The sequence below is a fragment of the Pseudomonas californiensis genome (genome assembly GCF_021147775.1).
GTDB lineage: Bacteria > Pseudomonadota > Gammaproteobacteria > Pseudomonadales > Pseudomonadaceae > Aquipseudomonas > Aquipseudomonas californiensis.
In genome coordinates, this window is sequence record NZ_JAGTPK010000032.1 from 46,086 (window position 1) to 58,941 (window position 12,856).

The 12,856-nt window shown below is 60.0% G+C and carries 8 protein-coding genes; 7 read left to right on the top strand and 1 reads right to left on the bottom strand.

Going from position 1 to position 12,856, the window contains the following annotated elements; all coding sequences use genetic code 11:
* Window positions 1-18: 18 nt before the first annotated feature.
* A complete protein-coding gene (locus KDX37_RS23090) occupies window positions 19-3,873 on the top strand; it encodes an RHS repeat domain-containing protein (RefSeq protein ID WP_231655333.1) in 3,855 nt (1,284 codons plus the stop codon).
* A gap of 86 nt (window positions 3,874-3,959) precedes the next feature.
* Here KDX37_RS23090 and KDX37_RS23095 read toward each other — a convergent pair whose 3' ends face one another.
* Complete coding sequence (locus KDX37_RS23095; RefSeq protein WP_004882541.1) at window positions 3,960-4,202, bottom strand: helix-turn-helix domain-containing protein; 243 nt, start codon at window positions 4,200-4,202, stop codon at window positions 3,960-3,962.
* A gap of 269 nt (window positions 4,203-4,471) precedes the next feature.
* On the opposite strand from KDX37_RS23095, the gene kdpF reads away from it, so the two are divergent.
* The 6 genes from kdpF to KDX37_RS23125 all read left to right on the top strand — a co-directional run bounded on the left by kdpF (window position 4,472) and on the right by KDX37_RS23125 (window position 12,458).
* Window positions 4,472-4,561: a K(+)-transporting ATPase subunit F gene (gene kdpF / locus KDX37_RS23100; RefSeq protein ID WP_004882540.1), complete on the top strand. Its 90-nt coding sequence runs from the start codon at window positions 4,472-4,474 to the stop codon at window positions 4,559-4,561.
* A gap of 8 nt (window positions 4,562-4,569) precedes the next feature.
* Entirely contained in the window at window positions 4,570-6,264 is a 1,695-nt protein-coding gene (gene kdpA / locus KDX37_RS23105; RefSeq protein WP_231655334.1) for a potassium-transporting ATPase subunit KdpA, read from the top strand.
* Window positions 6,265-6,274: 10 nt separating this feature from the next.
* Window positions 6,275-8,341: a potassium-transporting ATPase subunit KdpB gene (gene kdpB, locus KDX37_RS23110; RefSeq protein ID WP_231655335.1), complete on the top strand. Its 2,067-nt coding sequence runs from the start codon at window positions 6,275-6,277 to the stop codon at window positions 8,339-8,341.
* 59 nt (window positions 8,342-8,400) lie between these two features.
* Window positions 8,401-8,973: a potassium-transporting ATPase subunit KdpC gene (kdpC, locus tag KDX37_RS23115; protein WP_231655336.1), complete on the top strand. Its 573-nt coding sequence runs from the start codon at window positions 8,401-8,403 to the stop codon at window positions 8,971-8,973.
* Between the two features lie 73 nt (window positions 8,974-9,046).
* Complete coding sequence (locus KDX37_RS23120) at window positions 9,047-11,710, top strand: DUF4118 domain-containing protein (RefSeq protein ID WP_231655337.1); 2,664 nt, start codon at window positions 9,047-9,049, stop codon at window positions 11,708-11,710.
* Window positions 11,711-11,765: 55 nt separating this feature from the next.
* Window positions 11,766-12,458: a response regulator gene (locus tag KDX37_RS23125; protein WP_231655338.1), complete on the top strand. Its 693-nt coding sequence runs from the start codon at window positions 11,766-11,768 to the stop codon at window positions 12,456-12,458.
* Window positions 12,459-12,856 lie beyond the last annotated feature (398 nt).

Genomic DNA, 12,856 nt, shown 5'->3' on the forward strand with positions numbered 1-12,856 from the left:
GAATGGGAGAATCACGCAATGACGCTTTCAACTTCCGTACATTCCAACGCTTTCAATTTCATGAGTTTCGTCCAAAGCGGCGTAGACCCACGTACCGGTCAGTACACCGTTTCCATTACATTGCCGGATATAAAAACCAATGGGCTTCGCGGTCCGGGTTTTCCATTGGCATTGAACTATAACCCGCTCAATACCCAGGACAGTGGTTTTGGCCTGGGCTGGAATCTGGCGTTGTCGCAATACACGCCGGGCAATCAGATCATTGCCTTGAGCACCGGCGAGACGTTCAAGGTTTACGACAGTAACGGCGATCAGTTACTGATGCCGGAAAAGAAGATAGACAGTTTTCACTTTTACCAACAGGGCGACTCGACGTACCGGGTCATGCACAAGTCCGGACTGGTAGAGATACTTGAAGTTATCGGGAGTGGCGAAAATCGCGTTGCGCTGCCCGTGCAACTGTTTGTGCCCGAAGGGCACAGTTTGAAACTGAAATACACGCCTTTCGACAATAGCCATCAGTTGCTCAGCCACGTCATTGATGATGCAGGTCAATCTTTGCTGAGCATCCTTCGAGACGATATGTCCGTCAGTCTCCGAATGAGTGCGGGGAAGGGGCCGGAGGTCGAGTTTTCAATGAGGCTGGAAGGTTCGGATCATCGTGTCCAGAGGATTGAACTTCCTACCGAGAATGCCGCCTCCTGGCGTTTTGGTTACGACCTCTTTCGCGAACACCTCTGTGTCACATCGGTCGATACACCTGCCGGAGGTCACGAAGACATTGCCTACACAGACAGCGGCCATCAGTTTCCGGTGTCAGCGGGACGTCCGCCATTGCCGCGCGTGACCCGTCATCGCACTACGCCCGGTTTTGACCAGCCTCAAATAGAGGTGCATTACACCTATCAGGACAGCGAAAGCCCTGAGCATAATTTCCTCGGTGCCGGCCTTGAGATTGATTGGGCGAACGACGGTCTCGACAATCTCTACAAATACAGCGGGACGCAAGGGTATGACTATGTCACTACTGAAACCCTGCGCGTGGACGATCAGGACGCACGCACGGTCAAGCGTGTGTTCAATCAGTTCCACCTGCTTACCCTGGAAACCACCCGCCAGAACAACAATGTCAAGGAGGTGCAGACCCTTTACTACGTTGATCCGGACAAGCCCTTCGATCAGCAGCCCAACTACTTTCAGCTTCCCAGGGAGGTCAGGACCGTATGGCAGCAACTGGAAAGCGGGCGTGTGCCGCGCAGTGAAACCGTCAGCAGCCACTATGACACGCATGGCAACCTGCTCAGTCAGACTGACGTAAACGGGGTGGTCCAGACCAGTGTGTGGTACGAGGCCGAAGGAGAAGACGGTTGCCCGCGCGATCCGGAAGGGTTTGTTCGTAACATCAAGAGCCTGGCTGTCGAGCCTGCGGCTTCGGAGTACGGTCAGGCTCCGACGCTTGTTACGCGCTACCGTTACACGTCGCTTGACCCGATAGCGGACAGCGAACTCGACAACTGGCTGGCTGTGCAGAGCGAAACGCAGGCGCAGATCGATACATGGGTCATACATAAGCTGCAAGCGAGTCTGGACAAGATAGCTGCCGCTTTACCGTCAAAACAGGCCCCTCTCTTTCAACGCGCTGCGCGCACGCTCATCGAGGCTATCAGGAAGAAAGTCGCACAAAACGAGCAGCCGCTGCAGAGCATTGTCTACGACTATATTAAAGTGCCCACCGATGCATTTCGGCATGGCCGCCTGAGGCGACAGATCGTGACACTGGACGGCCAGGGCACCACAACCGATTTCGCCTACGACACGTTGGAAAATCCCGTCTTTGGCGAGAGTGTGCAGCGCACGGTTCAGACGGTCACCGGCTTTGACGGAGAAAAGAAAGTCACCACGCTCGAACACTCTCTGCTCATGGGTGAGCCTTTGCTCAATCGCGATGACCAGGATGTGGAAATCCGCTATGCATACGACTCGCTCAGACGCGTCATCAAGGAGACCGTTGCGCCCGATACGATGTACGAGGCTTCCCGGTTCTACAGCTATGTCCTTTGCGCCGATGACGGCGATCAGGCCGAGCAAGGGGTGTTCGACGTCAAGGGCGTGAAAACCATCAGTTACATGGACGGCTTGCACCGGGTGATCCGCGAGGAACGTGACGATGCTGACAACCCCAGCCCGTTCGGTACCCGTTTTACACGTCCGACCTATGCGGCCCACTATGATCCATGGGGGCGGCTGGCGTGGGAGTGCGAGTACGACTGGCTTGATGCGCGTGCTCTGGCGTTGACCAGCAGATTCGAGTACGACGACTGGGGAGAACAACGCTGCGTGACGGGCCCGGACGGTGTCAGGGATTTTGAAGAAACCGACCCCATTGGTACCGATGAGTCCAAAGGACCTGTCCGGCGCAGCTGGAGTGAAGGAACCGACGAAAACGGTATCGTCGTAAAAACCGGCGTCACCGAAACTTGGCTCAATCTGTTTGAAAAACCCACCCTTGTCGTCCGGTTTGACCGTGACGGTAAAAAAGTCAGCCAGACGCAGAGCCACTGCGATGGCCTGGGACGTACCGTGGAGGAGATCGTCGGCCTCGAGCCACCGTTCAGGGAAACGAAGTTTTCCTATGATGCCTTTGGCCGGGCTGTGAGAACCACCTTGCCGGGTAACGCCATCGTGCACCGTGCCTTTGCGCGCCACAGCAGCGAAGACCTGCCTGTGTCCATCAGCGTCGAAGATGCCGGCAAGACATTGCCACTGGGCGAACAGGTGTTCGATGGCCTTGATCGCATCAGGAAAACCGTCACGGGTGGACGACAGCGCGTATTGAAGTATGAGCCGGGAATGTTGCAACCCCAGTCGGTCACCACGCCCAGCGGAAAAACTGTGGGGTATACCTACGAGCCTCGGCTGGGCTCCGATCCGTTGCAACGGACGCTGGAGGGCGTGACGTCTGATTACACCTATGATCCGAAAAATGCACGTCTGCTTCATTCCCAGGAGCAGGGCGAGCGTCTGGAGCGCAATTACTACAGCACCGGAGAATTGAAAAGCGAGCAGCGGCTCTCCGATGGCAATCTTTACTCAATGCAGTATCGCTACAGTCGGCTTGGCCGACTGCTGGGCTATACCGATGTGCTCGAACATGAGCAAACCTTCCTGTACGACGACTACGGACGTTTGAGGCACACCTCGCTGGGCACTACATCCACGGATTTCACCTACGATGCCCTGGGTCGCACGAGAAGCATCACGACGACTGACACCGGAAATCAGCAGCGTGTCGCGGTCGGTCTGGAGTACGACGATTTCGGTCGCGAGATCCTGCGCATTTTTGATCTTGCCGGCGTCATGCAGCGAATGGAACAGGAGTACGATCATGTTGATGACATGACCAGGCGTCTGCTGACTGAAGGAAGCACCGTCATTCGGGACGAGGCTTACGGTTATGACCTGCGTGGACGTCTGACCCGATACGCCTGTGAAGGTACTCACTGTCCGGTGGATCCCTACGGCAAGACTGTCTCCGGACAACTATTCAGTTTCGACGGTCTGGACAACCTGAGACTGGTCCAGACCAGCTTCGGTAACGAAAGCAATATTGCCAGCTATCTTTACGAGAACCCCGACCCTGTTCAATTGAGCGCCGTCACGAATAAACACGCGGATTACCCGGGCAGAATCGATCTGACCTATGATCCGGACGGCAATCTGATTCGCGATGAATGCAACCGCACGCTTAAATACGACGCCCTTGGCCGTCTGATCGAGGTCAGCAGTCCGGGCGTGACGATTGACAGGCCCCACGACCCTGCCGATCCGACTCTGGCAGTCGCAAGCTCTGAGGATACGCAAGTCAGGCGTTGAGGCGTTGCTTGTGAAAGCCGGCCAAGCATACTTTCTATCTTGGCCGGCTTTTTTATGGGGGCTTGATAAGCGGTTTCAGCAGTTGCCTACCTGGACAGCAACATGCCCTGATTGATGGCGATGACCAGCGCCGCTCTTATCGAGCTGACCCCGAATTTGCGACGAATATTGCTCAGGTGAAAGTTGATCGCCGCTTCGCTGCAATCCTGTATGCGCGAGGTTTCCCACGCGGTCTTGCCGAGCATGGCCCAGTGCAGGGCCTCCTGTTCCTTGGGGGTCAAGCGTACGGGCGCTTCATGGGCGCGATAATAGCGTTCTACAGTGTTCATGGCCGGTTCCTCATCCTTGAAAACCAGCCATTAACTTAGCGCGTCAATGAGCGCTTGAAACCTGACAGAAATGTCATTTATTCACGCCAGGTTCGCCAACCGACCTGATGTTCTTTGCGCGAGCGTTTTTTAGCGCCAAATCCCGAATTTTACGGTTTCTTTATGGGGGTTCTGCCGCCTCGCCCTCGTTCCTTTACACCTTTGATCCTGACAATGCCATTACGCGGCCATCGCCGTATTCGATGTGGCCTGATCATGGGGAAATTGCAATGAGCGTTATGGATGGTATCTCTCTGTTGATGGGAGTCGGGTTGTTCATCTATCTGTTGGTGGCGCTGTTGCGCGCCGACCAGAACTAGGAGCGGCCATGCACAGTTATGACTATCTGTTGATCCTGGCCTTTCTCGTGCTGCTGCTGTTGCCGGCACCCTGGCTTGGGCGTTTTTACTACCGAGTGATGGAGGGCGAGCGTACCTGGCTGACGCCTGTGCTGGGACCCGTTGAGCGGGCCTGCTACCGGATATCCGGCGTCGATCCACGAGTGGAACAGTCCTGGAAACAGTACGCCTGGGCCTTGCTGGCCTTCAATCTGGCGGGCTTTGTCCTGTTGTTTGCGATCCTGTTGTTGCAAGGCGGATTACCCCTCAACCCGCAGCAATTGCCGGGGATGGAGTGGTCGCTGGCGTTCAATACCTCGATGAGCTTTATCACCAATACCAACTGGCAGTCCTACAGCGGCGAAGCGTCGCTCAGCTACCTGAGCCAGATGGTCGGCCTGACCGTGCAGAACTTTGTCAGCGCCGCCACTGGCCTGGCGGTGCTGGTTGCACTGTGCCGCGGCATCAGCCGTCGCTCGTCGCAGAGCCTGGGCAATTTCTGGGCTGACATGACCCGCGCAACGCTTTATGGCCTGTTGCCGATCAGCATCGTGCTGGCGGTGTTTCTGGTCTGGCAGGGCGTGCCACAGAACTTTGCGCACTACATCGACGCGCTGACCCTGCAAGGCACCGATCAGAGCCTGCCGATGGGGCCCGCAGCCAGTCAGATAGCAATCAAGCAGTTGGGCACCAACGGCGGTGGATTCTTCGGCGTCAACTCGGCGCACCCGTTCGAGAACCCGACCGCGTTGAGCAACCTGTTTGAACTGGTGTCGATCCTGCTGATCCCGGCGGCGCTGGTGTTCACCTTCGGGCATTACGTCAAGGACATGCGCCAGAGCCGTGCGATTCTCGGCTGCATGCTGGCGTTGTTGCTGATTGGCGGGGCGGTGTCACTGTGGGCCGAGTATCAGCCCAACCCGATGCTGAATCTGGCGGGCGTCGAACAGACTGCGCCGCTGGAAGGCAAGGAAACCCGTTTCGGCACCACCGGCACCGTGCTCTGGTCGGTGGCCACGACCGCGGCGTCCAACGGTTCGGTCAATGGCATGCATGACAGCCTCAACCCGCTGACGGGCATGGTGGCGCTGGTCAACATGATGGTCGGCGAAGTGATCTTCGGCGGCGTCGGTGTCGGCCTCAACGGCATGCTGCTGAACGTGCTGATCGCCGTGTTTCTGGCAGGCCTGATGATCGGTCGCACGCCAGAGTATCTGGGCAAGAAACTGCAGGCTCAGGAAGTGCGGCTGCTGGTCGCGACGCTGCTGGTAATGCCGGTCGGCGTGCTGGTACTGGGCGCCATCGCCGCGAGTATTCCCGGTCCTGCGGGTGCGATCAGCAACCCCGGTCCGCATGGCTTCAGTCAGCTGCTTTACGCCTACACCTCGGCCACAGCCAACAACGGCTCGGCGTTCGGCGGTTTCAGTGCCAACACCGTCTTCCACAACCTAATGCTCAGTCTGGCGATCTTCATCGGCCGTTTCGGCTACATCCTGCCGGTCCTCGCCCTGGCGGGCAGTCTGGCGATGAAAAAGAGCATACCGCAGGGCCAGGACAGCTTCCCGACCCATGGCCTGCTGTTCGTGACATTGCTGACGGTGACCATTCTGCTGGTCGGCGGGCTGACCTTTTTGCCGACGCTGGCACTGGGTCCGATTGCCGAACACTTGAGCCTGGGTTTTTGAGGAACCGAACATGAACATGCCTATTGGTAGTGTAAAAACGGCTGAATCGCAGACCACCCGCGAGTCCGCCAAAACCGGTATCGCTGCGCTGTGGCGTCCGGCGCTGGTGCAGGCGTTCGTCAAGCTTGACCCGCGTCAGCTCAAGCGCTCGCCGGTCATGCTGGTGGTCGAACTGACCGCCATTCTGACCACCGCGCTGTGTGTCATTCCTGACCCGCAGGTACCGACCTCGGTGGCCGTACAGATCGCTTTGTGGCTGTGGTTTACTGTGCTGTTTGCCAACTTCGCCGAGGCCTTGGCCGAAGGCCGTGGCAAAGCCCGCGCCGACAGCCTCAAGGCGGGCAGCGAAGGGCTCAAGGCCCAACTGCGCACCGAGAACGGCAGCTTGCACACGGTCAATGCCAGCGAGTTGCGCAAGGGTGACGTGGTGCGGGTCGAGGCCGGGGAAATGATCCCGGGCGACGGCGAGGTCATCGAAGGTATCGCGGCGGTCAACGAGGCGGCCATCACCGGTGAGTCCGCACCGGTGATCCGCGAGTCCGGCGGTGATCGTTCGGCGGTGACGGGCAATACCCGGCTGGTGTCTGACTGGCTGCTGGTGCGTATCACCACCAATCCCGGCGAGTCGACCCTGGACCGCATGATTGCGCTGGTCGAAGGTGCCAAACGTCAGAAAACCCCCAACGAAGTCGCACTGGATATTCTGCTGATCGGCCTGACGCTGATCTTCCTGCTGGTGGTCATCACCCTGCAGCCGTTCGCCCACTTCGCCGGTGGCAGCCTGCCGCTGGTGTTTCTGGTGGCTTTGTTGGTGACGCTGATCCCGACCACAATCGGCGGGCTGCTGTCGGCTATCGGCATTGCCGGCATGGACCGACTGGTGCGCCTGAACGTGATCGCCAAATCCGGCCGTGCGGTAGAAGCCGCCGGCGACGTGCACGTGCTGCTGCTCGACAAGACCGGCACCATCACCTTCGGTAACCGTCGGTGCGCGGCCATTTACGCAGCGCCCGGTGTCACACTCAAAGAATTGGGCGAGGGTGCCTTGCTCGCTTCGTTGGCTGACGACACGGCCGAAGGCAAATCGATTGTCGAGTTCCTGCGCAACCTGCACCCGATGAACGAACCGACACTCGGTTCGGTCACTGCGGTGCCATTCAGTGCCGATACGCGTTTGTCCGGCGTGGATTATCAAGGCCATGTGTACCGCAAGGGCGCTGTGGATTCGTTGCTGGCGTTCATCAACCTTAATCGCGCCGATCTGCCTGCGGCGTTAGCCCGTGAAGTGGACAAGATCGCCAAGACCGGTGGTACGCCGCTCTTGGTGTGCGCCAATGGCCGACTGCTGGGCGCGATCCATCTCAAGGACGTGGTCAAGCCGGGTATCCGCGAACGTTTTGAAGAGCTTCGCAAGCTGGGCATCCGTACCGTAATGGTCACCGGCGACAACCCGTTGACAGCAGCGGCGATTGCGGCAGAAGCGGGCGTCGACGATGTGTTGGCCGAGGCTACGCCCGAGAAGAAGCTGGAGCGTATCCGTCAGGAACAGGGCGAAGGTCGACTGGTCGCGATGTGCGGCGACGGCGCCAATGACGCACCCGCGCTTGCTCAGGCTGACGTTGGCATGGCCATGAACGACGGTACTCAGGCGGCTCGTGAAGCGGCCAACATGGTCGATCTGGACAGTGACCCCACCAAGCTGCTGGACGTGGTGCAGATCGGCAAACAATTGCTGGTCACCCGCGGCGCGCTGACGACGTTTTCCATCGCCAACGATGTGGCCAAATACTTCGCGGTGCTGCCAGCTCTGTTTGCGGTGATCTACCCACAACTGGGCGTGCTCAACGTCATGCACCTGGCCAGCCCGCAAAGCGCGATTCTGTCGGCCATTGTGTTCAACGCACTGATCATCGTCGTGTTGATTCCACTGGCGCTGCGCGGTGTGCGGGTTCAGGCCGCAAGCGCTGCACACCTGCTGCGCCGCAATCTGCTGATCTATGGGGTCGGCGGGATTGTCGTGCCGTTCCTCGGTATCAAGCTGATCGATATGTTGCTGGTCGGTCTGGGTCTGGTCTGAACCGTTGCCTGTGCTGTACGCCGGTCGGTGTGCAGCCTAACCTGATTGAGGATGTGCAGATGTCCAATGTAGTGCGTCCGGCCTTGAGCCTGATTGTGTTGATGAGCCTGATCACAGGCATCGCCTATCCACTGGTAGTAACCGGGGTGGCGCAGGTCGCGTTCCCGGCGCAGGCCAACGGCAGCCTGGTGTATGACGAGGCGGGCAAGGTGCGTGGCTCCGCCCTGATCGCCCAGTCGTTTACCGGCGATGAGTGGTTTCAGTCGCGTCCCTCGGCCGGTGCCTTTGCGACGGTAGCCAGTGGCGCAAGTAACTTCGCCCCGAGCAACCCGGCGCTGGCGACTCGGGTCAAGGACGACGCGGCGAAACTGGCCGTTCCAGGTCAGGGGCCAGTGCCTCTGGCCTTGTTGACCACGTCCGGCAGCGGCCTTGACCCGCACTTGTCGCCCGAAGCGGTGGCCTGGCAGTCGGCCCGCGTCGCTGCAGCACGTCAGTTGCCGCTGGCCAAGGTGCAGGCGCTGATTGAAGCCAATACCGTCCGCTCGCTGATCGGCCCGCCGGTAGTCAACGTATCGGCCTTGAATATGAGCCTGAATCAGTTAACGTCTGCACCACGAAGTGCGCAACTGTAACCAGACATGACCCAGCGCAGTCCCCCCGGGGTTTGCGCGCCGTAATTGATTCTCAGAGAGAGTGGTAACCAACGTGAGTGATTCCGGTCGAGCCGATGCATTGCTGGCCCAACTGCCCCGAGAAGGGCGAGGACGGCTGAAGGTATTTCTCGGCGCGGCACCGGGCGTCGGCAAGACCTACGCGATGCTGCAAGCCGCCCACGCGCAACTGCGTCAGGGCGTGAATGTACTGGCGGGCGTGGTGGAAACCCACGGCCGCGCGGAAACCGAAGCGTTGCTCAACGGCTTGCCGCAGCAGCCGTTGCTACGCACGGAGTATCGCGGCGTAACGCTGGAAGAAATGGACCTCGATGGCTTGCTCAAGGCCGCGCCGAGTCTGGTGCTGGTCGACGAACTGGCGCACAGCAATGCGCCGGGCAGCCGGCACGCCAAGCGCTGGCAGGACATCCAGGAGTTGTTGTCGGCGGGCATCGACGTCTACACCACCGTCAATGTCCAGCATCTTGAGAGCCTCAATGACCAGGTGCGCGGCATTACCGGTGTGCAGGTGCGCGAAACGCTGCCGGACTGGGTGTTGCAAGAGGCGTTCGACCTGATCCTGATCGACCTGCCGCCCCGCGAGCTGCTGGAGCGCCTGCGCGAAGGCAAGGTCTACGTGCCCGAGCAGGCGCGTGCCGCCATCGATGCGTTTTTCACTCAGACCAATCTTACCGCTCTGCGTGAATTGGCAATGCAGACTGCAGCGGCACAGGTCGATAACGATCTGGCGCAGGGCTATCGGCAGCTCGGTCAGTCGGCGCCTGCGGTGCGCGGGCGGATGCTTGTGGGCATCGACGGCGACGTGCATGCCGAGCGCTTGATTCGGCACGCCAGCCGGGTCGCGCAGCGTCGCCATCTGCCATGGAGCGCCGTGCATGTCGACGACGGCCAGACATTGGACGAGCAATCCCGTGCGCGGCTGCAGAACGCTCAGCAACTCGCCGAGCGGCTGGGGGGTGAAGTGGTTTCGTTGCGTGCCGGAGAAGTCGCCAGAACACTGGTCCAGCATGCCATCGAACGTCGCGCCAGCGTGGTACTGGTGGGGCAGTCACGCAGGCACTGGCGGCGTCGCGCGTTCGGCGGTGGCGTGGCGGCGCGATTGCTGCGCGAAGGGCACGGTCTGGAAATATCGGTACTCGATGACAGCGAAGAATTACCGGACCAACCGCCGCGTGCCCGTCCGGCGCGCGAAGTGGTGTGGTTCGATTACGGCCTGGCGTTGCTTGCCACTGTGATCGCCAGCCTCGTCGCATGGGGCGTCGCCGGCGTGCTGGCGCTGCCGAACATATCGCTGATCTTTCTGGCTGCGGTGCTGCTGGTTGCGGTACGCAGCAGCATGGGCCCGGCGCTGGCCTGTGCCGGACTTTCGTTTCTGGCGTATGACTTTCTGTTCATCCCGCCGAGTTTCTCACTGAGCATTCAGCGCGACGAAGACGTACTGACCCTGCTGTTTTTCCTGCTGATGTCGGCATTGACCGGCAAGCTGGCCGCCCGTCAGCGTCGGCAGCTGCAAGCACTGCGCGACACACAGGAACAGACCAGCGAACTGCTCGACCTGTCGCGCAAACTCACCGCTGCCACCGACCGCCGAGCCGTGCTCAATGCTGCGGAACAGCATCTGGCGGGCTGGAAGGAATTGAAACTGTGCCTCGTGGATCGCGATGATCAGGGCAGTTGGACGGTCGAAACCGGCGGTCCGCTGACCTTTTCCGAAGCCGAACGCGCTGCGGCCGACTGGGCCTGGCAGCATGATCAGCCAGCGGGCAGCAGCACCGGCACCTTGCCTTCAGGCCGCTGGTGGTGGTGGCCGATCACTGCAGAAGAAGGCCCCTTGGCTTTGCTGGGTGTAACGGCACGGGAAGGGCAATCCTTCACCGCGCAACATCGCCGTCTGTTGGCCGCGCTCACCCAACCGCTGGCGCAGGCCCTGGCACGCGCCCAGCTGGCCGAGGAGCTTGAAGCTGCGCGCTTGCATGGCGAAACCGAACAACTTCGCAGCGCGTTATTGGCCTCCGTCTCCCACGACTTGCGCACGCCGTTGACCTCGATGCGCGGGAGCATCGACAGCCTGTTGGCTTTGGGTGAGGCCATTCCGTTGGACGATCGACGCGAACTGCTGGAAGGGACCCGCGATGAAGCCGAGCGCCTGGATCGCTACATCCAGAATCTGTTGGACATGACCCGCCTGGGGCATGGTGCCCTGAAACTTGCCCGAGACTGGGTGTCACCGGCCGACATCGTGGGCAGCGCACTCAACCGGCTGCGTGCGGTACTGACGCCTTTGCAGGTCAGCACTCAGGTCACAGGCGAGCTGCCGCTGTTGTACGTGCATGCCGCACTGATCGAACAGGCGCTGGTCAACGTACTGGAAAACGCGGCCCGTTTTTCGCCCCTCAATGGGCGGTTGCACGTCGCTGCGGGTGTGGTCGATCACGAGCTGTTTTTCTCGGTCAGCGATGAAGGCCCCGGCATTCCCGAAGACGAGCGGGCCAAAATTTTCGACATGTTCTACACCGCTGCCCGCGGCGACCGAGGCGGGCAGGGCACCGGGCTTGGGCTGGCGATCTGTCAGGGCATGATCGGTGCGCACGGTGGACGACTCAACGTCGAGGAGGGCATTGATGGGCTGGGCACACGCATTACCCTGTTCCTGCCGTTGCAGACTCAGCCGGACGCTGAAATGGAGGAGTTGGCTTGAGTCCATCCTGGGTTACGCTTGAGCGCTCAACCGGCACCGAAACGGCACGGCACTCATGAGTCAGACTGCAACCATCCTGGTGATCGACGACGAACCGCAGATCCGCAAATTCCTGCGCATCAGCCTGGCGTCTCAAGGCTACAAGGTGCTTGAGGCCGCCACGGGCACCGACGGCCTGACTCAGGCAGCCCTGAACAAACCCGACCTGCTGGTGCTCGACCTCGGTCTGCCAGACATGGACGGGCAGCAAGTGCTGAGCGAGTTTCGCGAGTGGTCTGCAGTCCCCGTGCTGGTGCTCTCGGTACGTGCGAGCGAAACGCAGAAAGTCCAGGCACTGGACGCCGGCGCCAACGACTACGTGACCAAACCGTTCGGGATTCAGGAGTTTCTGGCCAGAGTCAGAGCACTGCTGCGTCAGGTGTCAGGCAGCGAAAAACCAGACGCCGCGTTGAAGTTCGGCCCGCTTACCATCGACCTTGCGTACCGTCGAGTGCTGCTGGATGACTGTGAAGTGGCGCTGACACGCAAAGAGTACGCGGTGCTTGCGCAACTGGCACGGCATGCCGGGCGTGTCATCACACAGCAACAATTACTCAAGGACATCTGGGGCCCGACGCATACCGAGGACAGCCACTATCTGCGTATTGTGGTTGGCCATCTGCGACAGAAACTGGCGGATGACCCGACCTCACCGAGGTTCATCATGACCGAGGCGGGGGTCGGGTACAGACTGGTGGCGGACAGTTGAGAGAGGGCTGCGCATGGCCGGTATGCCCTACGGATGGCCCGTTGCAGTTACCGCCGGATCAGTATCAGGACGAAGGAATCCGCCGCAGGCGGACCCAACCGGAGCCTGGGGCTTGCCCACTTTGGCCTCATCAAAGTGGGTCGCCGAGGGGCGAAAAGGTGACCTCAGCCGAGCGTGCATCCAGTTGAATCCACAGTCCCAAGTGCCTCAAGCAAAGCCATCCAAGCCTTGGAAAACTCCGATCCTGACGACGATGTACATATCCAGACGGGGTCCGCGCTGCCAAGAAAGGTTCCGTGCTGACGGCCGGGTCACTTTGTTTCGACAAAGTAACCAAACCATTTGCGCTGACGTCAGGCCCCGGCAAGCCGGGGTTCCCTCATGCAGACATCGTGGAA